The organism is Rhodoferax sp. LS1P39, from assembly GCF_056521425.1.
In genome coordinates this window covers 230473-253714 of sequence record NZ_JBWMAV010000006.1, presented here as the reverse complement: position 1 = coordinate 253714, position 23242 = coordinate 230473, and the positions used below count along the sequence as shown (strand labels likewise).

The following is a 23242-nucleotide window of genomic DNA, read 5'->3' as shown; positions in this document are numbered from 1 at the left end:
AGCCATGGACCGGGACGAGCTGTCGGGCTGGCTGCGCCTGCTTCTGACACCCGGCATCGGCAACACCAGCGCACGCCGCCTGATGGCCGCTTTCGGCCTGCCTACGGCGGTGTTTGCGCAGCCCCCAACCCAGCTGCGCGAAGTCGTCACCCCGACGCAGGCCCAGGCCCTGCAGCAAATCCCGCCCGAGCTGGAGGCCCAGCTGGAAACCACCCTGCAGTGGTTGGCCGCTACCGGGGCCGCCCCGCGCAGCCTGATCACCCTGGGCGACGACCATTACCCCACCGCCCTGCTGGCCATGGAAGACCCACCGCTGCTGTTGTACGCGCTGGGCCGCACGGATGTGTGGCGGCCCGCCAGCACCCGCAGCATCGCCATCGTTGGCAGCCGCAACCCCACGCCGCAGGGCGAGGCGAACGCGCGCCAGTTCGGCAAGGCCTGCGCCCAGGCCGGGTTGACCGTGGTGTCGGGCCTGGCGCTGGGCGTGGACAGCGCCGCCCATCTGGGGGCACTGGAGGGTGCTGCGGGCACCAGGGACCGGCTGGCCACCATTGCCGTGGTCGGCACCGGCCTGGACCGGGTCTACCCCAAGCGCAACCTGGCCCTGGCCCACCAGATCGCCCTGCACGGCCTGCTGCTGAGCGAGTACCCGCTGGGCACGCCGCCGCTGGCGGCCAACTTTCCCAAGCGCAACCGCCTGATTGCCGGGCTGGCCCAGGGCACGCTGGTGGTGGAGGCGGCGCTGCAATCGGGCTCGCTGATCACCGCGCGGCTGGCCGTGGAGCAGGGCAAGGAGGTGTTTGCCATCCCCGGCTCCATCCACTCGGCCCAGGCCCGGGGTTGCCATGCGCTGATCCGCCAAGGTGCCAAACTGGTGGAAACCGTCCAGGATGTGCTGGACGAGTTGAGACTCTCGACGACTCCTGGTTCGATAGCTGCTCGCGCTTATCCTATAAGCGCTGGCGGCCAAAATGGCACTGAAAATCCATTGTTGGTCGCATTGGGCTACGACCCCGTGGGCCTGGACGCGCTGGTTGCCCGCACCGGCATTGCCGCGTCACAACTGCAGGTGCAACTGCTCGAACTGGAGCTGGACAACCACGTGGCGCGCCTGCCTGGAGGGCTTTTTCAGCGGATTGCCCACAGTTGAAACCTGCGCCCAGGTTCTGCGCTATATTGGGTCCATGTTTGAAGTACTCGTGTTCGTTTATGAAAACTACTGGCGCGGCGATGCCTGCCCCGAGTCGCAACAACTTGGCCGAAAATTGTCGGCCGTCGGCTTTGAAGCCGATGAAATCGCCGAGGCGCTGCGCTGGCTCGACGGCCTGCATATCGCTTCGCACAGCCCCCACTTGCCCCCGTCCCCGCTGCCTATCGAGGCCATGGACTTCCCCGCCACCGACAGCCTGCGCGTCTACTCGGTAGCCGAGCAAGACCATCTGGGTGCGGAATGCCTGGGCTTTGTGAGCTTTCTGGAAACCGCCGGGGTGCTGGCCCCGGTGATGCGCGAAATTGTGCTGGACCGCGCCATGGCCGCCAGCGGCAACCCCGTGACCCTGGACGACCTGAAGATCATCATCCTGATGGTGTACTGGAGTTTTGGCGAAGAGCCCGATGCGCTGGTGCTCGATGAGCTCTGTGACGACGCATCTGACCGCATCGCACATTAGGGATTTTTAGGCCGCTAGCGCTTATGGAATAAGCGTGAGCTGCTACAAAAACCGCAGTAACTAGGACAGCAGCCGCTCGGGGTTGGCATCGAGCTTGGCCAGTGCGTCGCGGGTGGCGCGCAGGGTCAGGGCTTCTTCTTCCTGTGGCACCAGCAAACCGGCTTGCAGATAGGCCGCCAGACGGCGCGCCTGTATCAGGTAGCTGCGGCCATCCATGGCGGCAAACAGATGCAGTTGCTTGCGGTCGCTGCGCCAGGCGAACTGCACGCGGTTGATCTGGCGGTTGTGGTCCAGCATGAACCAGTGGCCCAGTTGCAGCTCCCGCGCCCATGCCAGCATGGCATCGGTGGGCTTGGAGCCGCCGTCGGCAATCACGTCGATGGTGGACGCATCCATGCCCAGCATCATCTCTATGCTTTCCGGGTCCAGCGGCAAGTCGCCGGTGGCTTCGTCGCTGAAGAAGTCTTCCAGGTTGGCCAGGTGCGCGGCCATGGAGTCGATGCGCGCCTGGGGGATGGCCTCGGTCTTGGACATGAAGGCATCGGCCAGCGTGTCGCTGATGGTCTTGATGTGGACCTCTTGCCCCGGCGTGTCCAGCCCCAGCAGGCCCATGCCCTGGCGCAGGCGCTGCAGCAGCGTCGGCAGGCTTTGGATCACCTTGGCCCGGTCGGCCCGGTTGGGCTTGGCGCTGGCCGACCAGACCAGCTCGGAGGCGGCTTTTTTCAGGGCGACGGTGTCGGCATGCTGCGGGCCGTTGCGCACTGCCGCCATGGCCAGCACCTCGGCCCAGACCTTGAACAGGAAGGCGCGGATTTCCTCGCGCACCGGCATGTCCTTGAGCATGTTGCGCAGCTCGATGGTGTACTGGATGGCCAGGGTTTCCTTCTGCTCGACCTGCTGTGCCAGGCTGACCAGGCGCTGGGTGCTGCCTTTTTCGGTCAGGAACTTCGACAAAAACAGCACAAACTCGTCAAACACCAGCTGGAACACGCGCCGCCCGGTTTCCGGGTATTGCTCGATGACCTGCACCACGCGGCGGATCTCGGCCTCCAGGGCGCTGCCGTTGATGGCCCGGGCATCAAAGCCCATGACGCAGGAGCCCATGCGGTCGATCAGCTGGCGCGCCGGGTGGTCTACGGTACTGAAAAATTCGGGTTCGGCCAGGGCCACACGCAGCACCGGCAACTGCAGCCGGGCAAACCACACCCGCACCGATGGCGGAATACGCTCTTCGGCCAGGATGCTCTGGAACATCAGCGCCACCACCTCGATGGTGGCTTTTTCTGCCTGCGTGCCGGCCTTTTGCTTGAGGACGTTGGAGCGCTCGCGCAGCACCGAGGCGGCACGGGACACATCGGCCACGCCGTATTCGTAGCGGTCGGTTTGCACCACCATGCCGTCGGACATGGGATCGGTGTCGCCGCCATCGCGCTTGCGGGCAATGGCCTGCGCCAGGGCGGGCGACACCGGGTGCTGTTCGGTACGGTCGAAATCGCTGACGTGGTCGTTCAGCATGCGCTTGAGGTGGCCCATCACGCCCTGGGCGCGCCGCCGCGCCCGGGCCAGCGGCGACACCGCCGTCATCATGCGGGTTTCGTCGGCGGCATTGCGCGGTCCGCCTGCCGCGGGTGCGCCAGCGCCAGCACCACCGCCACTGCCGCCGCCAAAACCACTGCTACTGCCACCTTCACTGCCACCACCACCATATCCTGGGTTTTGCATGCCGCCACCCCCGGCGGCGCTTTGCCGACCGGTCTGCAGGTTGGAAGGCTCAAACCGGGTGGCGTTCCAGCCGGTATCGACTGCGCCAGGCCGCGTGGGCGCATCCTGGGGCGAGCGCGGCCCGGCAGCGGTGGAGGCCCCGGCTGCGTCGCTGCGCTTGACGCGGGAACGCAAGTCCACCGTGGGGATCACGCCACGGGACAGCAACAGGTCGTTGCAGCTGGCGAAGGCATGCAGGAAATGTTCGGCCAGTTCGCGCTGCAAGGCATCGCTGACCAGTGGCAGCATGGTGCGCGCCAGGCCCACCGCCGTCCATTGCTCGACCAGCGCCAGCATCAGCACCTCGGGGCGGATCGGGTCGTGGCTGGACAGCTCGCTGGTGGATTCCAGCAACTGGATGCGGGCGCACAAATTGCCATAGCTTTCGCCCAGCTTGTCCAGGATGGCCACAGCCAGGCGCGAGGCCAGAATCTTGTTTTCGACGACTTCGTCGCCCATCAGCTCGAACTGCAGGCCGGCACTGCGCACCGCACTGCCCTGCAAGCCTGGCTGCAAGGTCCGTTGCCAGGCTGCTGCCGTGGCCTGCTCCCAGGTACGGCTCAGGCGCTGGAACGCGTTCCAGGCATCCTGGCGTTCGTGCATTTCGCGGGTGCTGTGGGCTTCTTCGAGCAGCACCGTCAGGCGCGCGGCCACGGCCCGGCTGACATCCCCAAGCGCCTGCCCGACTTCCGTGACCAAGCTCTCGCGCGCGGTGCGGGCGAGTTGCTGGCCAGGATGGGTAGGGGCGTTAGGTGCCATATTTCAGGCGCAGGTCACACGGTTGCGCCTGCGTTGGGGTCGTTGGGGTCTTCGTCTTTCTTGTTGTTGGATGCCTTGACCAGGTCTTCGCGTTGGATGCCCAGCCACATGGCAATGGCTGCAGCCACAAACACCGAAGAATAAATGCCGAAGCAGATACCGATAGTGAGGGCCAACGCAAAGTAATGCAAGGTCGGGCCACCGAACACCAGCATCGACAAAACCATGATCTGGGTAGAACCATGGGTAATGATAGTGCGGCTGATGGTGGATGTAATGGCGTTGTCGATGACTTCCATCGAGTTCATTTTGCGGAAACGCCGGAAGTTCTCGCGGATGCGGTCGAAGATCACCACCGATTCGTTCACCGAGTAGCCCAGCACCGCCAGCACCGCCGCCAGCACCGGCAGCGAAAACTCCCACTGGAAGAAGGCGAAGAAGCCTAGGATGATGACCACGTCGTGCAGGTTGGCGAAGATGGCCGCCACCGCAAACTTCCACTCGAAGCGGATGGCCAAGTACAGCATGATGCCCACCACCACGAAGGCCAGGGCCTTCAGGCCGTCCACCGCCAGCTCGTCGCCCACCTGCGGGCCCACGAACTCGGTACGCTTGAGCAGCACCGACGCATCGGCGGTCTTCAGCGCGGCCAGCACCTGGTCGCTTTGCTGGGCCGAGGTAACACCCTTTTGCACCGGCATGCGGATCAGCACGTCTTGGGACGTACCAAAGTTTTGCACCTGCACATCCTGCAGGCCCAGGCCCGCCACCAGGGTGCGCACCTTGGACAGGTCGGCGGGCTGCGAATAGCTCACCTCCATCAGGGTGCCGCCGGTGAATTCCACCGACAAATGCAGGCCGCGCGAGAACAAAAAGAACACCGCAGCCAAAAAGGTAACAAACGAAACAATGTTGAACACCAGGGCATGCCGCATGAACGGAATGTCGCGGTGGATCTTGAAAAACTCCATGCTGGCGCGTCCTTACTTGGCTTTGGTTTCAACAGCGGCATCGGGCCGCCACACGGTGCCGATGGACACAGTTTTGAGTTTCTTGGTGCGGCCATACCAAAGATTGACCAGGCCGCGCGAGAAAAACACGCTCGAGAAAATGCTGGTCGCAATACCTAGAACGTGCACCACGGCAAATCCGCGGACAGGGCCGGAGCCAAAAGCCAGCAAAGCGATGCCGACGATGGCGCTGGTGATGTTCGAATCCAGGATCGTGGCCCAGGCGCGGTCGAAACCGGCGTGGATGGCGGCCTGCGGCGAGGCCCCGGCGCGCAGCTCTTCGCGCACACGTTCGTTGATCAGCACATTGGAGTCGATCGCCATACCCAGCACCAGGGCCATGGCGGCCATGCCGGGCAGCGTCAGCGTGGCTTGCAGCATGGACAGCACGGCCACCAGCAGCAGCAAGTTGAACGCCAGCGCAATGCTGGAAAACACGCCAAACAGCATGTAGTAGCAGCACATGAAGGCGGCCACGGCCAGGAAGCCCCACAGCACGCTGTGGAAGCCCTTGGAGATGTTTTCGGCACCCAGGCTGGGGCCAATGGTGCGTTCTTCGATGATTTCCATCGGTGCGGCCAACGAGCCCGCGCGCAGCAGCAGCGAGGTGTCGGCGGCTTCCTGGGTGGTCATGCGGCCCGAGATCTGCACCCGGCCACCGGCGATTTCACTGCGGATCACCGGTGCGGTCACCACTTCGCCCTTGCCTTTTTCAAACAGGATGATGGCCATGCGCTTGCCGATGTTTTCGCGCGTGATGTCTTTGAAGATGCGCGAGCCCTTGGCGTCCAGCGTCAGGTTGACGGTGGGTTCCTGGGTCTGGCTGTCAAAGCCGGGCTGGGCATCGGTGAGGTTTTCACCGGTCAGCACCACCTGCTTTTTCACGATCACGGCCTGGCCGCTGCGTTCCAGGTAGCGTTCGGCCCCAAACGGCACGGCACCCGCACCGGCTGCGGCGGCACCGGCTTCGGTGCTTTCGTCGACCAGGCGCACTTCCAGGGTGGCGGTGCGGCCCAGGATGTCTTTGGCCTTGGCGGTGTCTTGCACGCCGGGCAGTTGCACCACGATGCGGTCCAGGCCCTGCTGCTGGATCACCGGCTCGGACACGCCGAGTTCGTTGATACGGTTGTGCAGGGTGGTGATGTTTTGCTTCAGCGCCTGGTCTTGCACGCGGCGGGCGGCTTCGGGGCGGATGCTGGCCGTCAGCTTGTACTCGGTGCCATCGGGCGCATCGGTGGTGATGAGATCAGGAAACTGGTCCTGCACCACGGCCTTGGTGGCGGCCAGGGTGGCGCTGTCGCGCAGACGCAGCTCGATGGTCTGGCCGTTGCGGGTGATGCCGCTGTGACGCACGTTCTTGTCGCGCAGGCTGGTGCGCAGGTCGCCGGTGAGCGACTCGGCCTTTTTGGTCAGCGCGGCCTGCATGTCCACCTGCAGCATGAAGTGCACGCCACCGCGCAAATCCAGCCCCAGGTACATGGGGAAGGCGTGCAAGGCGGTGAGCCAGGCGGGCGAGCGCGACAACAGGTTGAGCGCCACCACGTAGTTGGCGTCGTTGGCATCGGGCACCAAGGCCTTTTGCACCACGTCCTTGGCTTTGAGCTGGTCGTCGGTGTTGCCGAAACGGGCTTTGACCGAGCTGCCTTCCACGCCGATCAGGTCGGGCGCAAGGCTGGCAGCTTTGAGGGCTTCTTGTACTTTGGCCAGGGTGGTGTCGTCGATCTTGACCGACGCACGGGCGGCCGAGATCTGCACCGCAGGGGCTTCACCAAAAAAATTGGGCAGGGTGTAAATGGCCCCCACCAGTAGCGCGACCAGGAGGATCACGTACTTCCATACCGGGTATCGATTCATGGTCGCGTTCAGGTCCTAGCTGGGAATGAGATTACTTGAGGGTGCCCTTGGGCAGGACCTGGACGACGGCACTGCGCTGCAGCTGCACTTCCACGCCGGTAGCGATTTCCAGGCTCAGAAAGCCGTCGCCAATCTTGGAGACCTTGCCGATCAGGCCGCCTGCGGTGGCGACTTCATCGCCCTTGGCCAGCGCTTCCAGCATGGTGCGGTGCTCTTTTTGCTTCTTCATCTGGGGGCGGATCATCACGAAGTACAGCACCACGAACATCAGCACCAGGGGCAGCATGCCGGTCAGGGAGGACATCAGGTCACCTCCGGCAGCGGGGGCGGCAGGGGCGGTTTGGGCAAAGGCAGAAGAAATAAACACAGAGGGCTCCAACGACAAATGGCAAAAATAAACCCGCAGACACGGCACAACAGATGCCATGCGGCTGGGCGGGGGTAGAACCAATTGTATGCCGCCGTGTTCGCCGCCCGATATGGGGGCTCACCATAGGCCTGGCTGCGCAAGGTTGCTATTTTTTATATAGCTGCTTGCGCTGATTGAATAAGCGCTAGAGGCCTATTTTGTGCTGATTTCAAAGGCTGCCAGGGCATCGGCCCACTGCACGCGCGCCGCCGCCAGGTGCCGCGCTTTGACATGGCCGTAGCCCCGGATTTGCTCCGGAATGCGCGCTACTGCGATGGCCTGCGTGTGGTTGCCTGCTGTCAGCCGGGGTAGCAGCGCGCGGATGCTGTCCTGGTACTCGGCCACCAGCGTCCGCTCGGTGCGCCGCTCGTGCTGGTAGCCAAACGGGTCAAACGGCGTGCCGCGCAGCCCCTTGAGCCGGGCGAGAAGCTGGAAGGCCCAGCGCACGCCGGGGCCGAACTTTTGCTTTTGCAGCACGCCCTGGGCGTTCTTTTTTGCCAGCAGCGGCGGGGCCAGGTGGTAGTGCAACTGGAAGTCACCCTCGAACTGGGCCTGGATGTCGGCCAGAAACGCCGGGTCGGTCTGCAGCCGGGCTACCTCGTACTCGTCTTTGTAGGTCATCAGCTTGAACAGGTAGCGGGCTACGGCTTCGGTGAGTGGCAGGTGGGCATCCAGCGGCTGCTCGGCCTGGCGCACCTGGGCCACGAAGGCGCTGTAGGTGGCGGCGTAGGCGGCGTTCTGGTAGCCGGTTAAGAACGTGACGCGGCGCTGCAGCATGGCATCGAGCGACTCACGGGCGTGCCACTGGATGGCTTGCGGCGGGGTGGCCACACTGGCCGGGTCAACGGCAGCCCGGCGGCCCCAGGCGAAGGCGGTTTTGTTGGCCTCTACCGCCATGTTGTTGAGTTCGATGGCGCGCAGCAGCGAGTCCAGCCGCAGCGGCACCCAGCCTTTTTGCCAGGCGTAGCCCAGCAGCATGGGGTTGGCGTACAGGCTGTCGCCCATCAGGCGCTGGGCGGCGGCCTCGGCATCGAAGCTGGCCATGCCGTCCGGCCCCACGGCGCGCAGGATCTCGGCGGTGCAGGCCGCTGTGGGGTTTTGCCAGTCGGCGTTGTGCACAAAGGCCGCCGTGGGCGCGGTGTGGGTGTTCAGCGCCACATGGGTGCGGCCCGGGCGCATGCGCACCAGGGTTTCCTTGCCCGCCGCGACTACCGGGTCACAGCCCAGCACCAGGTCTGCCGCGCCCGCGCCCACCCGGGTGGTGCGGATCGCATCCTGCGTGTCGGCCAGCAGCACGTGGCTCCAGGTGGCCCCGCCCTTTTGCGCCAGGCCCGCCGCGTCTTGGGTGACGATGCCCCGGCCCTCCAGGTGCGCGGCCACGCCCAGCAACTGGCCCAGGGTGATCACCCCGGTGCCGCCCACGCCCGCCACCACAATGCCCCACACACCGGCGGTGCTCGGTAAAACAGGTTCCGGTAGCGGGCTGCCAGTGAACGGCGACAGGGCTTGCGCAGGCTTTTTCTTGCGCAATTGCCCACCCTGCACGGTCACAAAGCTGGGGCAAAAGCCTTTGACGCAGGACATGTCCTTGTTGCAGCTGGACTGGTTGATCTGGCGCTTGCGGCCCAACGGCGTTTCTAGCGGTTCCACGCTCAGGCAGTTGCTTTGCTCGCCGCAGTCGCCGCAGCCCTCGCAGACCAGCGGGTTGATCACCACCCGAGTCGCAGGGTCCACCGCCGTGCCGCGCTTGCGGCGGCGGCGCTTTTCGGTGGCGCAGGTCTGGTCGTAGATGATGATGGTGGTGCCCAAGATCCCCCGGAACTCGCGCTGGATCTCGTCCAGCAGGTCGCGGTGTTTGACCTCTACGCCGTCGGCCAACGCCACGCCCACGTACTTTTCAGGCTCGTCGGTCACCACTACGGTTTTGATAGCGCCTTCCGCCCGTACCGATTGGGCTATCTGCACCACCGAGTGCCCTTCGGGCCGTTCGCCGATCTGCTGGCCACCGGTCATGGCCACCGCGTCGTTGTACAAAATCTTGTAGGTGATGTTGACCCCCGCCGCAATCGACTGGCGGATGGCCAGCAGGCCGCTGTGGAAATAGGTTCCATCGCCCAGATTCGCAAAAATATGCTGGTCGGTGGTGAAAGGCTGCTGACCCACCCAGGGCACGCCCTCGCCGCCCATCTGGGTAAAGCCCACCGTGCTGCGGTCCATCCAGGTGGCCATGAAGTGGCAGCCAATGCCGCCCATGGCGCGCGAACCGTCGGGCACCACGGTGCTGGTGTTGTGCGGGCAGCCGCTGCAAAACCACGGCGGGCGGGCCTGCGCCGGGCTGGCATCCAGCAGCACCATGGCGCGGTCGGTGGCATCCAGCAGGGCGATGTGCGCATCGATGCGGGCGGCCACGTCTTCCGGTAGACCTAGCTTGTGCAGGCGCTGGGCGATGGCCCGGGCCACCAGTGCGGGCGACAGGTCGGCGTTGGCGCGCAGCAAGGTGTTGGCCGTGGGGTTGGCCATGGACCATTCGCCACCGGAGAGGTCGCCTTCAGGCTCGTTGAACTTGCCCAGCACATTGGGCCGCACGTCGGCGCGCCAGTTGTACAGCTCTTCCTTCAGCTGGTATTCGATGACCTGGCGCTTTTCTTCCACCACCAGAATCTCTTGCAGGCCGGTGGCAAATTCGCGGGTGAGCTGCGCCTCCAGCGGCCAGACCACGCCCACCTTGTGCAGGCGCAGGCCGATGCGGCGGCAGGTCGCGTCGTCCAGCCCCAGGTCCAGCAGCGCCTGGCGCGTGTCGTTGTAGGCCTTGCCGCTGGCGATCACGCCAAAGCGGTCGTTTGGGCCTTCAATCGCGTTGTAGTTCAGCCGGTTCGCGCGGATGTAGGCCAGCGCGGCGTACCACTTGTAGTGCATGAGGCGCGCCTCTTGCTCCAGCGCGTGGTCGGGCCAGCGGATGTGCAGGCCGCCGGGCGGCATCTGAAAGTCGGTGGGGATTTGGATGGCGACCCGCTCCGGGTCCACCATCACCGTGGCACTGGACTCCACGATTTCCTGGATGGTCTTCATGCCCGCCCACACGCCCGAGAAGCGGCTCATGGCAAAGGCGTGCAGCCCCAGGTCCAGAATTTCCTGCACATTGGCCGGAAAGAACACCGGCAGCCCGCAGGCCTTGAAGATGTGGTCGCTCTGGTGCGCGGCGGTGGAGCTTTTGCTGATGTGGTCGTCGCCCGCCACCGCAATTACGCCGCCAAACTCGGTGGTGCCCGCCATGTTGGCGTGCTTGAACACGTCCGAGCAGCGGTCCACCCCCGGCCCCTTGCCGTACCAGATGCCAAACACGCCATCAAACTTGTTGGTACCCGGTGGCGAAAAGCCCAGTTGCTGCGTGCCCCATACCGCCGTGGCGGCCAGCTCTTCGTTCACCCCCGGCTGGAACACGATGTGCTGCGCCTTGAGGTACTTTTCGGCCTTCCACAGCGCCTGGTCGTAGGTGCCCAGCGGCGAGCCCCGGTAGCCGCTGATAAAGCCCGCCGTGTTGCGCCCCTGCCGCGCATCGCGCTGGCGCTGCAGCATGGGCAGCTTGACCAGGGCCTGCACCCCGCTCATGAAGGCCGGGCCAAAGTCCAGGCTGTATTTATCGTCCAGCGAGGCTGCTTCGAGGGCCTTACGCAGTTGTTCGGGAAGAGGGGCATTCATCGTTGTTGTCTCCTACGCAGTGGGCTGCGCTTTGTCGGAAAAGTGTATGCCTGTACCCCTGAAAAGTCTTTGCGTTCTTTGCCCGCATTCGCCTACTATGCGAAAGAACCTTGCTAAAAAACCACCATGCTCGATAAATTTGATCTTTTGATTCTCGATGCCCTGCAGGCCAATGCCCGCCTGACCAACGCCGAGCTGGCCCAGCGCGTCGGCCTGTCCGCAGCCCCCTGCTGGCGGCGCGTGCGGGCGCTGGAGGAGGCGGGCTACATACGGGGCTACCGCGCCGAGATCGACCGGCACAAGATCGGCCTGGACGTGCTGGCCTTTGTGCGCATCGACGCAGTGCAAAACAGTGGCCCCGCCCTGCAAGGCCTGGAGGATGCCATCCGCAACATCCCCGAAGTCGTGTCTTGCCACTACATCAGTGGCACCGGCACGTTTGAATTGCAGGTGGTGTCGCGCGACCTGAATACCTTCAGCCAGTTCGCCCGCCAGGTGCTGATGAATCTGCCGAATGTGAAGGACTTGCACACCAGCTTTTCACTGGGGGAGGTGAAGGGGAGTGGGGTGTTGCCGCTGGGGCATTTGGGCAGTTGATTGCTCTGTTTTTAATAGCTACCGGCACTCATTTTGATTGCGCCAACCTTTGATTTAACTTGAGAGTTTCAATACGCGGGTTTGGCAGGCCGTGCTGGCGTGGTGTCGTCTGCATCGTCGGCCGGGTGATGCGCCCGGCCGACAATGCCAAAGGCGATCACGCCCTCAACAAAAACCCCCTCCACCGCCCATAGAACAAGCACGAAAAGCTCTCATTTACATAGCATCCGGATGCGCCAGGCAAAACGCCGCCAGGGCCGTATCCAGCCGCCCCAGGTCGGCGCGCAGGGCCGCTACCTGGGCCTGGTAGGCGGGGGTGGCGCACAGGGCGCTGTCGGCTTCCAGGGACTGGGCGCGGCGGATCAAGGGGGTGGCCTGGAAGTTGGCGACCAGGCCTTTGAGGGTGTGGGCGATACGGTGGGCGGTGGGGGCATCGGCGGCGCGCATGGCGGCTTCCAGGGCGGTGAGCTGCTGGGGCCAGTCCTGCATGAACTGGGGGGCGATCACGCCAACGATCCAGGGGTCGGCCAGGGCCAGGCCCTGGGCGTAGTCGAAGGCCTGGGTGTCCAGGGCGGCACGCAGTTGGGCCGGTTGCACGGGTTTGAACAGCAGGGTGTGCAGACCGGCGGCCTGGCAGCGCTCGGCAGTGCCGGGGTGGTCGAAGGTGACTAGGCCCAGCGCCGGGCGCAGGGGGTGGGCCAGCACCGTGTCGCGGTCTCCGTCCAGGTCCAGCAGCAGCACATCCGCCGGGCCACCGCCCTCCTCCAGCACCTGGTGGCCCCAGGCCTGCAACAGGGCGCGCAGTAAGGTGTCGTGGCCGGGTGTGGTGCGGGTACCGACCAGCAGGATGTTCACGGCAGGTCCGGCGTGTGGGCGGGGTCGTCCAGCCGGGCTTTGGTGGCCAGCACGGCATCCAGCTGGGCCATGAAGGCATTTACACAGACGGGGTCGAAGTGGCTGCCCGCGCCGTCGCGCAGCAGTTGCAGGGCGCGTTCCACCGGCCAGGCGGGTTTGTAGGGGCGGGCACTGGTGAGGGCGTCGAACACGTCGGCCACGGCTACGATGCGCCCGGCCAGCGGGATGGTGTCGCCCGCCAGCCCGGCGGGGTAGCCGCTGCCGTCAAACTTTTCGTGGTGCGAGATGGCGATGGTGGCGGCCATTTGCATCAGCTGGGAGTGGCCCACCACCAGGGCCTGGTGGCCGATGCTGCTGTGGGTTTTCATTGTCTCGAACTCTTCGGGCGTGAGCTTGCCTGGCTTGAGCAGGATGCTGTCGGGGATGCCGACCTTGCCCACGTCGTGCAGCGGCGCGGCATCGAACAGCAGCTGCTGCGCGTCGGCGGGCAGGCCCAGGTGCTGGGCGATGAGCAGCGAGTAGTGGGCCATGCGCTGGGTGTGCAGGCCGGTTTCGGGGTCGCGGTATTCGGCGATGCGCGAGATGCAGGCAATGGTTTCGCTGTCGCGCAGGCGCAGCTCGGCGGTGGCTTTGGCAACTTCTTCCTGCAGCCACAGGGCGCGGTTGGCCAGCCGGGTCTGGCTGCGGCGCAGGGCCAGCATGTTGCGGGTGCGGGCAAAGAATTCGGTGCGGTCCAGCGGTTTAGACAAAAAGTCATTGGCCCCGGCTTCCAGGGCTTGCACCCGCACGGCACGCTCGTCGCTGGCGGTGACCATCAGCACGGGGATGTCTTCACGCCCGGGAATGGCGCGGAACTTGCGCACCAGGCTGATGCCGTCCAGCACCGGCATCAGGTAGTCCACCAGCAGCAGGTCGGGCATGGTGGTCTGGCAAAACGCCAGCGCCTCCATGGGCAGCAAAAAGGTGTGCACCCGGCAACCGCCGACCTGGTCCATCAGGCGGTTGAGCAACATCAGGTTGATGTCTACGTCGTCCACGATCACTACGTCCATGCGTCACTCCCTGTTGTATGGGCCAGGATGGCCGCGCCCAAGCGCAATACCAGGGCTTCCAGCGTGTCCAGCTCCGGTTCCCGCGCCCGTGCATGCTGGGCCAGGGCGGCACCGCCCAGTGCGTCGGCCATGCGGGCCAGGGCATCCATCCGCACCCGGACTTCGGTGCCTTGCGGCGTGGCCAGTGCCGCGCGCAGGGCAGGCAGTTGCCGGTGCAGGTCGTCCAGCAAGCCGGGTAACAGCGGGCCTGCCAGCGGCAGGTCGTCCCCGTAATATCGGCCCAGCAGCGCCAGACTGAAATCTTCCGGCGGTGCGTCGGGCACGGTGCCACCGCCCGAGCGCAGGGTGCACCAGCGCTGCACCGCCGCGCGCAGGGCCGGGGCATCGATGGGTTTGCTGATGTGGTCGTCCATGCCCGCGGCGATGGCGGTGGCGCGGTCGCCGACCATGGCGTTGGCGGTGAGGGCGATGATGGGTACGTCCACATGCCGGTCCCCGGCCTCACCTGCACGGATGCGGCGGGTGGCTTCGTAGCCGTCCATCTCCGGCATCTGGCAGTCCATCAGCACCACGTCGAACGGGTGCTGGCGCAGCAGCGCGAGAGCATCCAGGCCGTGCCCGGCGGTGCGCACCTGGTGGCCCCATTTGCCCAGCAGGGCCAGCACCAGTTTTTGGTTGGTGGGGTTGTCTTCGACCACCAGCACCCGGGCGCGGGGCGCGGCCTCCTCCAGCGTGTGGCGGGTAACCAGCGGCGGTGCGGCGGCGGGCGGTGGCGGCGCAGCCCCCAGCGACAGCAGGGTTTGCATGCAGCGCAGCAACTGCGCGCCCTTGATGGGTTTGGTCAGGAAGGCGGCGAACCCGGCGGCGGTGAGGCGGGCCGCGTCGCCGCGCCGGGCCACCGAGGTGAGCATGACCAGCGGCACCGCAGCCCACTGCGGGTCGGCCTGCATCCAGCGGCCCAGGGCTTCGCCGTCCATGCCGGGCATGCGCATGTCCAGAATCGCCACGTGCAGCTTGCGGCCCGCAGCCTGCTCGGCGGCCAGCACGCGCTGGGCATCCAGGCCGTCTTCGGCCACCACGGCGTGCATGCCCCAGTCTTGCAGCAGCAGCTCCAGCAGGCGGCGGTTGGTGGCGTTGTCGTCCACCACCAGTGCGCGCAGGCCGCCCACGGCGTGCAGGGGGCGCTCGACTTCGTCCACACGGGGCCCCGGCGGCACACCCAGCGGCAGCTCGAACCAGAACACCGAGCCCTGGCCCGGCACGCTGCGGGCTCCGATCACGCCGCCCATGCGCTCGACCAGTTGTTTGGAGATCGCCAGGCCCAGCCCGGTGCCGCCGTACTGGCGGGTGGTGGACGCGTCGGCCTGGGTGAAGGGCGTGAACAGCTGGGCCAGCTTGTCGGGGAGGATGCCGATGCCGGTGTCGCGCACTTCGCAGTGCAGCACCACCTCGCTGCCCTGGTCGGCCGCCAGGGACAGGTCGATGGTGACCTCGCCGTGCTGGGTGAACTTGGTGGCGTTGCCCGCCAGGTTCAGCAGCACCTGGCGCAGGCGGCCGGGGTCGCCGCGCACGCGGGACGGCACCTGCGGCTGCGCCACCCAGGCGCATTCCACGGGTTTGTTGCCGATGCGCAAGGCCACCGCGTCGGCCACTTCGTCCATCAGGCTGCGCAGGTTGAAGTCCAGCGTCTCCAGCTCCAGCTTGCCGGCTTCGATCTTGGAGTAGTCGAGGATGTCGTTGATGATGCGCAGCAGGGCTTCGCCGCTATTGCGCACGGTTTCGGCATATTCGCGCTGCTCGTCGTTGAGCGGGGTGTCCAGCAGCAGGCCGGTCATGCCCAGCACGCCGTTCATGGGGGTGCGGATTTCGTGGCTCATGGTGGCCAGAAAGTCGCTCTTGGCCTTGCTGGCCTCTTCGGCGATCTGCCGCGCCAGCGACGACTCGTACAGCGCCAGCTCGGCCGCCCGCATGCCGCCCTGGGCCAGCAGCGCGCGGATGCCGTAGGCGATGTTGTTGGCCGCCTCGTCCAGCAGGCGCACTTCGTCCTCGGAAAAGCTCTCCAGCACCATGGAGTAGGCGTAGATCGAGCCCCAGACCTGCTCGGTGCCGTGCAGCGGCAGGCACAGCATGGAGCGCACGCCCAGGGAGCGGGCGGCACCAGGGGTGTTGAGCACCCGCGGGTCGGTCTGCACGTCGGGCACCAGCACCGGCGCGCCTTCGGCAATGCTGCGGCCCATGGCGCCGAAGTCGGGGGCCGCAGGGTCCCAGCTGTGGCTGAGCGCGAACATGCCCTCGGCCAGGCTGCCGTGGCCCGCCACCAGGGTGACGGTTTTGCGCGCATCCGATTCGGCGCGGCCTATGCACACGGTGATGTAGCCGCCAATCTCCACCATCTGGCGGCACACGGCATCCAGCAGCTCTTGCAGGCTGCGGGCCTTGGCCACGGCCAGGTTGGTGGCGCTGGTGAGGGTGAGCGCGCGGTTCAGGCTTTGCAGATGGGCATCGGTGCGCCTGCGGGCGGTGGTGTCGCGGGCCACGATGATGACGCCGTCGATCTCGCCCTGGGCATTGCGCTGGGGCATGTAGCGCGAGGTGGCGAAGAACTGCGGCTTGCCTTCGCGCGCGGGCGAGGCAAATTCCAGCTGCCCCTCGATGCCCGTGGCCAATACCCGCGCCACCAGCGCATCGTGCTGCTGCCGGCTCTCGGTGCCGAGCATGCTGACCGCGTTGTCCATCAAATCCACATGCGCGCCCAGGATGCCGCGGTACAGGCGCTGCATGGCCGGGTTCATGTAGACCCGTTTGCCGTGCTTGTCCAGGCACAAAATCAGGTCGGTGATGTTTTCGGCCAGGCCGCGGAACTGCTGCTCGCTGTCGGTAAGGCGTTTTTCCAGGGCCTTGCGCTGGGTGATGTCGCGGGCCGTGGCCAGCGAGTAGTCCACCCCCTCGAACACAAAATAATTGGTGTTGACTTCCACCGGGAATTCGCTGCCCTGGCGGGTGCGGTGGACGGACTCGAAGCGCATGGTGCCCTGCGCTTTCAGTGCATCCCAGAGTTGTCCCATCGCTTCCTCCGTCACCTGCGGGTCAATGTCGTACAACGTCATGCCACCAATCAGCTCGGCCTCGCTGTACCCCAGCGACTGGCACATGGTGGCATTCACGTAGACCAGGCCCGAGGTGCCAAACGGCACCAGGCACACAGAGTCCCCCACCCGGTCCAGCGCCGCCGACAGCATGCTCATCTTGCGGGTGGCATCTTTGATGGAGGTGATGTTCCACATGAAGCCTGCCGTGCCGACCAGCTCGCCGTCGATGGTGGCCGGGCCCCGGGCGACTTCAAACCATTGCAACGATGCGCCGCTACCACGCGTGCCCTCGGTACGCACCATCTGGCGGGTTTGCATGGCTTCAAGCTCTTTGGCGAAGTAGGCCGCTGCGTCCTCCGGCGGCACCAAGTCCACATCGGTCAGGCCCAGCATGTCGTGGGCAGTGGCAAAACCATGCAAATCCGCCACCCCCTGGCTGGCCACCAGAAACCGGCCCTGCGTGTCCTTGAGCCAGGTGTTGAACGGAAAGTTGTCGAGCAGGGCGCGCTGGTAGCGCTCGCGCAGCAGCAGCCGGGCCTCGGCCTGTTTGCGCAGGCTGATGTCGATGGACGCGCCCACCGTGGCGTACTGGCCCGGCCCCAGCAGCACGCGGGTCTTGAAGATATCGACCCAGGGCGCATCGGGCTGCATGCCCTGGGGCTCTTCCTGGTGCACCACCCCGCCGTTGCGCAGGACCTGGGCATCACTCTCCCGGAAGTAGCGGGCCACCGGCTCGGGCCACAGGTCCAGGTCGGTGCGCCCCTCCACCGCATCGAGGCCAGCCACCTGCGCGTAGGCGGCATAGGCGGGGTTGACCCGCAGGTACACGCCCTGCGCATCTTTGAGCCACACCGGGAACGGCAGGCTGTCCAGCAAAATGCGCTGCTGCTGGCTCTGCCGCTCCAGGTCCGCCCTGCCATCGGCTGCCGCCTGGGCCGCTGTGCGCAGCGCGCGCGTGCCCGCCCAGGACAACAACGCCGCCGCCGCCGCCCCGCCTGCTGCCTGCCAGGCACCGGGCGGATGCAGCAGCCAGCTGGCACCCAGGGTGGCCGCGCACAGCCCCCAGGGTGCCCATCCAAGCTTGCCAATGTCCAACGCCATGCTGAGTCCCTAAAGCCAATGCACACCTGGCACAGCGCATCGCCCGGTCACACCGCACCAGGCGTTGTGACCGGGCGATGCGCCAAGCCGACTTGTAACATTGTGCGCCAGGGATGTGGCGCTGTGGGGTCTACCGCACGCTTAACCGTGGATGTCCGGGATGCTGCCGTCTTTTCGGGCCTGGACCAGATCGGCCAAGACCTGGGCGCGGGTCAGCGGGGTGCCAGCGGGGGTGATGACGGGGTAGTTGTTGTCATTGATGGCGGCCAGGCTGCCATCTTTCTTGGCGGCCACCAGCTCGGCCAGCACCTGGGCGCGGGTCACGGTGCTGGGGGTGTTGTTGACCACGGGGTAATCGCGGTCGTAGGAATCGGCAAAGGCGCTGGTGGTGGCCACCGAGGCCAGGGCGATGAGGGAGGCGGCTAAAAATTTGGTCGTGTTCATGGTCATTCCTGAAAGTTAAAAAGTGCGTTCGGACCCGGAACCTCTGGCGGGGCCAGCCACTCTTGCAGAGTGGTTGCGGCACCAGAGGACAGGTTCACAGGGTTTCTCACCTTGCCTTGATTCAGAATGCATGCTTGTAACTAAGTTTCAGCTTTATGACACCCTAAACGGAACCAGGCTGTTTCGGTCTTGGAAACAATGGACACCCTCGAACTCATCCGTACCTTCCGCGAAGTCGCCGCCCGGGGCGGTTTTTCACTCGCTGCCAAAACCCTGGATGTGTCCAAAGCCAACGTGAGCAAGCATGTGGCCGAGCTGGAAAGCCGCCTGGGCACGCGCCTGCTGAACCGCAGCACCCGCACCGTCAGCCTCACCGACGCAGGCGGCCTGCTGCTGGAGCGCAGCAAGCCGCTGCTGGAGATGATGGCGCTGACCCGCGAAGAGCTGCAACACCGCGCGCAAGAGCCCAGCGGTCGCCTGCGCCTGACCGCGCCGCAAGGCATTGGCAGCGTGGAACTGCCCGCCCTGCTGGCCGACTTCATGCGGCGCTACCCCGAGGTGCACATCAGCCTGGACCTGGGCAACCGCGTGGTGGATCTGGTGGAAGAAGGCATGGACCTGGCGCTGCGCGTGGGCACCACACCCAACGACAACCTGATCGTGCGCAAGCTGCGGCGCATCGACGTGGTGGTCTGCGCGTCACCCGCCTACTGGCACAAGCACGGCCTGCCCGCCCACCCGGACGACCTGGCCGGGCACGATGCGATGACGCTGTCGCTGCACGGCAACCATCCGCAATGGAACTTCAAGGTGAACGGCAAGGCGCACAACGTGGCCGTGCGCAGCCGCATGGATGCCACCGATGGCATGCCGCTGGTGCACATGGCCTTGCACGGCCTGGGCGTGGTGCGCGTGCCGCGCATGCTGGTGCAGGCGCATCTGGACAGCGGGGCCCTGGTGCCGGTGCTGGAAGACTTTCGCGCCCACGACCTGTGGTTGTACGCCGCCTACGCCCAGCGCCGCCACAACAGCGCCGCGTTGAAGGCGCTGCTGGACTTCATGGAAGCCCGCTGGAAGCAGGATTGAGGTTTTTAAGCCATTTTTCAGGTATTGAATTGGCAGGTAGCGCTTATTTAATAAGCGTGAGCAGCTATCGATAAATGACTTAAAAATAATAGCATCAGACCAGGTGCTCGGCAAAAAACGCCAGCGAGCGTTCGCGCGCCAGGGATGCCGCCGGTGCGTCATAGGCCCCGCGCTGGTCGCAGTTGAAGCCGTGGTCGGCCGGGTACAGGCGCACATCCACCGCCAGGTGCGCCTGGGCAAAGGCCCGCACCGTGTCCAGCGCGATGCCGTGGTCACGCTCGCCAAAATGCGACAGCACCGGCACCCGGGGCGTGCGGGCCACCTCGGCCGCGGCCGTCATGCCACCGCCGTAGTACGTCACCGACGCGGCCAGCCCCTGCACCAGACAGGCCGCGCGCCAGCTCAGCAAGCCGCCCCAGCAGTAACCCACAATGCCGACCTTGCCCGCCTGGGCGGCGGCATAGGCCACGGCGGCCTGCACGTCCAGCATCAGCGTGGGCACGCCCAGCGCCTCGGCGGCGGCCTTCAGGGCGATACCGGCCTGTATGTCTTCGGGTGTGTAACCCAGGTCCACCCCCGGCTGCACGCGGTGGAACATGGCAGGGGCCACGGCCAGGTAGCCCGCCGCCGCATAGCCATCGGCCACCGAACGGATGTGGCTGTTGATGCCAAAAATCTCCTGGACCACCACCACGGCCCCCTTGGGCGTGCCGCTGGGCTGGGCCACGTAGGCGGGCAGCACAAAGCCGTCGGCGGCGGTCAGGTGGATGGTGTTGGGCATGGAGGTCTCCTGGGACTTAAAGGGGGGCCATGGTACTGGTATCGTTCTGGGCCTACCCCAGGACTCCCGAATGACCCCACTCTCCGACCTTCCCGTACTGCTGGTCACCGGCGGCGGGCGCGGCATCGGTGCCGCCACCGCCCGGCTGGCCGCCCAGCGCGGCTACGCCGTGGCCGTCAACTACGCGCACAACGCCAGCGCCGCCGAGCAACTGGTGGCCGAGATCCGATCCCAGGGCGGCCAGGCCATTGCCCTGCAGGCCGACGTGGCCGATGAAGCCCAGGTGCTGCGCCTGTTTGCCGTCGTGGACGCACAGCTTGGCCCGCTGCGCGCCCTGGTCAACAACGCCGGGGTGGTGGACGTGCCTACCCGCGTGGAGGGCATGACCGCTGCCCGGCTGCAGCGCATGTTCAGCATCAACGCCATCGGCCCGTTCCTGTGCGCCCGCGAGGCCGTGCGGCGCATGGGCCACCAAGGCGCGCGCGATTTCGGCCCCGGCTACGGCCAGGGTGGTGCCATCGTCAACGTCTCCAGCGCCGCCTCGCGCCTGGGCTCGCCCGACCAGTACGTGGACTACGCGGCAGCCAAAGGGGCCATCGACAGCATGACCATCGGCCTGTCCAAGGAGGTGGCGGGGGAAGGCATCCGCGTCAACGCGGTGCGCCCCGGCCTGATCGAGACCGACATCCACGCCTCCGGCGGCCTGCCCGACCGGGTGCGCGACCTGTCGGCCAGCGTGCCGATGCAGCGCGGCGGCACGGCGCTGGAGGTGGCGCAGGCGATTGTCTGGCTGCTGGGGCCGGAGGCGGGTTACACCACGGGGGCGCTGGTGGATGTGTCGGGTGGGCGGTGATTAATAGGCCGTAGGCTCTGCATCCACTGTGCCCGCCCGGTCCAGGATCGCCATTGCGGCGGAAAGGCTGGAACCCGCAGCCCGCTCTTGCAAAAACTGCTGGGCGGTACTGCGCGTCGCCAGCTTTTCGGCCAAAGCAATCGCCACATACTGGTTCATCGCCACACCGTCTTTAAGGGCGGCAACGCGCAGGTTATCAAAGAGGGATTGCGGCAGGCGCAAAGCAAATAGGCGGTTCGGCATTACTGAATCGTAGTGCAAGCAGGCCGGAACGGGCTCGGTTTCTTACGCAGGCGTTAAGCTCCCCCGCTATGGACTTCAAACCCCTCATCACCCTGTTGGCCATCGTCAACCCGCTGGCCATCGTGCCGTTTTTTATCCACTACACGCAGAGCTTTTCGGAGGCGCAGCGCCGCCGCACCATATGGGTGTCGTCGTTCAGCGTGTTTGTGGTGATTGCGGTGAGCGCCCTGCTGGGCCTGCAGATTCTGGAATTCTTCAACATCTCGCTGGCCAGCTTCCAGGTGGGCGGCGGCCTGCTGCTGCTGAGCTCGTCGCTGAACATGCTCAACGCCCAGCCCGCCGAGGCCAAGTCCAACGCCACCGAACTGCAAGACGCGTCCGAGCGCGCCGCCGTGGGGGCCAGCATCGCCGTGGTACCGCTGGCTATTCCCCTGCTGACCGGCCCGGCCAGCATGTCCACCGTGGTGATCTACGCCGACAAGGCCAAGACCTTCTGGCAACTGGCCACCCTGGTCGGCTACGGCGTGGTGATCGGCCTGGCCACCGCCCTGTGCTTCGCCCTGGCCGCCCCAATTGCCCGCGTGCTGGGCAAAACCGGCATCAACGTGATGACCCGCCTGATGGGCCTGATCCTGGCCGCCCTAGCGGTGGAGGTGATGGCCGACGGGCTGCACAAGCTGTTTCCGGTGCTGGGAGGATGATGCTTCGGTTTTTGTAGCTGCTTGCGCTGATTGAATAAGCGCTGGAGGCCTATTTTTATGGATTTTATGACACCCACTTTTCGCCGTTTCGCCCCTTTGCTGCTAGCCTGTGCCGCCGCCCTGGCCGGCTGCTCCACCACCGTGCCCGAGGGCATCACGGCGGTCACGGCGTTTGATGCCACGCGCTATGCGGGCAAGTGGTTTGAGATTGCCCGGCTCGACCATTCGTTTGAGCGCGGGCTGGACAATGTGAGCGCCCGCTACACGCTGCAGACCGATGGCAGCGTGCAGGTGATCAACCGGGGCTTCAGCCGCGAGAAGAACGCCTGGAAAGAAGCCGAAGGCGTGGCCAAGTTCACCGGCGACCCGCGCACCGCATCCCTCAAGGTGTCGTTCTTCGGCCCGTTCTATGGCGGCTACCACGTGGTGGCGCTGGACCCGGCCTACCGCTGGGCGATGGTGGTGGGTGCCGACCGCAGCTATGTGTGGATTCTGGCGCGCGACAAGCAGCTGCCCGCGGACATCCGCGCACAGTTGCTGGCCAAGGCGCTGGCGCTGGGCATTGCGGTGGACCAGCTGGTGTGGGTGGACCAGAGCCGCAGCGACAGCTAAGAACCTGTTTGCAAACGGTATTAAATGGTATTGTTAGGTATTCACAAGCAATACCTTATCGGAGGCCTCCATGACTGCCGCTGTTGCAAGCCCCACCAATCCCATTCGCCCTGTGGCGATCAAGATCGATGACGAGACCAAAGCCCGCGTGCAACGCCTGGCGCAAGCACGCCACCGCAGCGCCCACTGGCTCATGCGCGAGGCGATCACCCAGTACGTCGATCGTGAAGAAAAACGCGAGGCCTTTCGGCAGGACACGCTCAAAGCCTGGGAAGATTTCCGTGCCACCGGGCTGCATGTCACTGCCGACGAAGCCGATGCGTGGTTGGCCCAACTGGAACTGGGCAACGACGCCGAGCCGCCCGCATGCCACGTCTGATCTGGTCGCGGCCAGCACTGTTGGATGTGCAACGTCTGTACCGCTTTTTGGCTGTAAAAAATCTGGATGCGGCCCGACGCGCCGTCAAAACCATGCGGCAAGGGGTGAAGGTACTGGAGCTCCAACCCGGCATTGGCCGTCCTATCGAAGACATGCCCGAAGCGTTCCGGGAGTGGCTGATCGACTTTGGTGACAGCGGCTATGTGGCGCGCTACCGCATTGACGCAGATGCCGTCACGGTCCTTGCGGTACGCCACCAAAAGGAAGTCGGGTTCTGATGGGCCAGC

General features: G+C 65.5%; 21 protein-coding genes. 9 read left to right on the top strand and 12 right to left on the bottom strand.

Going from position 1 to position 23242, the window contains the following annotated elements:
* The first annotated feature begins 4 nt into the window (after nucleotides 1-4).
* The gene (gene dprA / locus AC097O_RS12675) at nucleotides 5-1150 is read left to right on the top strand and encodes a DNA-processing protein DprA (protein WP_479593173.1); all 1146 of its coding nucleotides are present in this window, start codon (nucleotides 5-7) and stop codon (nucleotides 1148-1150) included.
* Nucleotides 1151-1184: 34 nt separating this feature from the next.
* On the top strand, nucleotides 1185-1670 hold the full coding sequence (locus AC097O_RS12670) for a Smg family protein (protein ID WP_479593172.1): 486 nt from the start codon (nucleotides 1185-1187) through the stop codon (nucleotides 1668-1670).
* A 60-nt stretch (nucleotides 1671-1730) separates the two neighbouring features.
* On the opposite strand, the gene AC097O_RS12665 is transcribed toward AC097O_RS12670, so the two are convergent.
* From AC097O_RS12665 to AC097O_RS12645, 5 genes are all read right to left on the bottom strand, one after another.
* Nucleotides 1731-4190, bottom strand: a complete 2460-nt coding sequence (locus AC097O_RS12665) for a DUF1631 family protein (RefSeq protein ID WP_479593171.1) — start codon at nucleotides 4188-4190, stop codon at nucleotides 1731-1733.
* 14 nt (nucleotides 4191-4204) lie between these two features.
* On the bottom strand, nucleotides 4205-5161 hold the full coding sequence (gene secF / locus AC097O_RS12660) for a protein translocase subunit SecF (RefSeq protein ID WP_479593170.1): 957 nt from the start codon (nucleotides 5159-5161) through the stop codon (nucleotides 4205-4207).
* A 12-nt stretch (nucleotides 5162-5173) separates the two neighbouring features.
* On the bottom strand, nucleotides 5174-7054 hold the full coding sequence (gene secD / locus AC097O_RS12655; RefSeq protein WP_479593169.1) for a protein translocase subunit SecD: 1881 nt from the start codon (nucleotides 7052-7054) through the stop codon (nucleotides 5174-5176).
* Between the two features lie 31 nt (nucleotides 7055-7085).
* Complete coding sequence (gene yajC, locus AC097O_RS12650; protein ID WP_479593168.1) at nucleotides 7086-7421, bottom strand: preprotein translocase subunit YajC; 336 nt, start codon at nucleotides 7419-7421, stop codon at nucleotides 7086-7088.
* Between the two features lie 195 nt (nucleotides 7422-7616).
* Entirely contained in the window at nucleotides 7617-11162 is a 3546-nt protein-coding gene (locus AC097O_RS12645; RefSeq protein ID WP_479593167.1) for an indolepyruvate ferredoxin oxidoreductase family protein, read from the bottom strand.
* A gap of 126 nt (nucleotides 11163-11288) precedes the next feature.
* Here AC097O_RS12645 and AC097O_RS12640 point away from each other — a divergent pair, with 126 nt between their 5' ends.
* The gene (locus AC097O_RS12640) at nucleotides 11289-11759 is read left to right on the top strand and encodes an Lrp/AsnC family transcriptional regulator (RefSeq protein ID WP_479593166.1); all 471 of its coding nucleotides are present in this window, start codon (nucleotides 11289-11291) and stop codon (nucleotides 11757-11759) included.
* Nucleotides 11760-11827: 68 nt separating this feature from the next.
* Here the strand turns inward: AC097O_RS12640 and AC097O_RS12635 are convergent, their stop codons facing one another.
* The 5 genes from AC097O_RS12635 to AC097O_RS12615 all read right to left on the bottom strand — a co-directional run bounded on the left by AC097O_RS12635 (nucleotide 11828) and on the right by AC097O_RS12615 (nucleotide 18300).
* Nucleotides 11828-11962: a hypothetical protein gene (locus AC097O_RS12635; protein ID WP_479593165.1), complete on the bottom strand. Its 135-nt coding sequence runs from the start codon at nucleotides 11960-11962 to the stop codon at nucleotides 11828-11830.
* Nucleotides 11963-11975: 13 nt separating this feature from the next.
* Entirely contained in the window at nucleotides 11976-12614 is a 639-nt protein-coding gene (locus tag AC097O_RS12630; RefSeq protein WP_479593164.1) for an Hpt domain-containing protein, read from the bottom strand.
* Nucleotides 12611-13666 (bottom strand): HD-GYP domain-containing protein, encoded by a 1056-nt coding sequence (locus AC097O_RS12625; RefSeq protein ID WP_479593163.1) that lies wholly within the window; start codon nucleotides 13664-13666, stop codon nucleotides 12611-12613. Before AC097O_RS12625 ends, AC097O_RS12630 begins: the two co-directional genes overlap by 4 nt.
* Nucleotides 13657-17856: a response regulator gene (locus AC097O_RS12620; RefSeq protein WP_479593162.1), complete on the bottom strand. Its 4200-nt coding sequence runs from the start codon at nucleotides 17854-17856 to the stop codon at nucleotides 13657-13659. The genes AC097O_RS12625 and AC097O_RS12620 overlap by 10 nt, the downstream gene beginning before the upstream one ends.
* A 141-nt stretch (nucleotides 17857-17997) precedes the next feature.
* Entirely contained in the window at nucleotides 17998-18300 is a 303-nt protein-coding gene (locus AC097O_RS12615) for a DUF4148 domain-containing protein (RefSeq protein ID WP_479593161.1), read from the bottom strand.
* A gap of 198 nt (nucleotides 18301-18498) precedes the next feature.
* Between AC097O_RS12615 and AC097O_RS12610 the strand changes: the two genes are divergently transcribed.
* The gene (locus AC097O_RS12610) at nucleotides 18499-19386 is read left to right on the top strand and encodes a LysR family transcriptional regulator (protein WP_479593160.1); all 888 of its coding nucleotides are present in this window, start codon (nucleotides 18499-18501) and stop codon (nucleotides 19384-19386) included.
* A gap of 94 nt (nucleotides 19387-19480) precedes the next feature.
* Here AC097O_RS12610 and AC097O_RS12605 read toward each other — a convergent pair whose 3' ends face one another.
* On the bottom strand, nucleotides 19481-20167 hold the full coding sequence (locus AC097O_RS12605) for a dienelactone hydrolase family protein (RefSeq protein ID WP_479593159.1): 687 nt from the start codon (nucleotides 20165-20167) through the stop codon (nucleotides 19481-19483).
* A gap of 70 nt (nucleotides 20168-20237) precedes the next feature.
* Here AC097O_RS12605 and AC097O_RS12600 point away from each other — a divergent pair, with 70 nt between their 5' ends.
* Nucleotides 20238-21020: an SDR family oxidoreductase gene (locus AC097O_RS12600; protein WP_479589159.1), complete on the top strand. Its 783-nt coding sequence runs from the start codon at nucleotides 20238-20240 to the stop codon at nucleotides 21018-21020.
* Here AC097O_RS12600 and AC097O_RS12595 read toward each other — a convergent pair whose 3' ends face one another.
* Nucleotides 21021-21281: a hypothetical protein gene (locus AC097O_RS12595; protein ID WP_479593158.1), complete on the bottom strand. Its 261-nt coding sequence runs from the start codon at nucleotides 21279-21281 to the stop codon at nucleotides 21021-21023.
* 50 nt (nucleotides 21282-21331) lie between these two features.
* On the opposite strand from AC097O_RS12595, the gene AC097O_RS12590 reads away from it, so the two are divergent.
* The 4 genes from AC097O_RS12590 (at nucleotide 21332) to AC097O_RS12575 (ending at nucleotide 23233) form a co-directional block, all read left to right on the top strand.
* Complete coding sequence (locus AC097O_RS12590) at nucleotides 21332-21964, top strand: MarC family protein (protein ID WP_315188793.1); 633 nt, start codon at nucleotides 21332-21334, stop codon at nucleotides 21962-21964.
* 57 nt (nucleotides 21965-22021) lie between these two features.
* Nucleotides 22022-22576, top strand: coding sequence for a lipocalin family protein (locus AC097O_RS12585; RefSeq protein WP_479593157.1), 555 nt, complete (start codon nucleotides 22022-22024; stop codon nucleotides 22574-22576).
* 70 nt (nucleotides 22577-22646) lie between these two features.
* On the top strand, nucleotides 22647-22955 hold the full coding sequence (locus tag AC097O_RS12580; RefSeq protein WP_479593156.1) for a CopG family ribbon-helix-helix protein: 309 nt from the start codon (nucleotides 22647-22649) through the stop codon (nucleotides 22953-22955).
* A complete protein-coding gene (locus AC097O_RS12575) occupies nucleotides 22943-23233 on the top strand; it encodes a type II toxin-antitoxin system RelE/ParE family toxin (protein WP_479593155.1) in 291 nt (96 codons plus the stop codon). Before AC097O_RS12580 ends, AC097O_RS12575 begins: the two co-directional genes overlap by 13 nt.
* Nucleotides 23234-23242: the final 9 nt, after the last annotated feature.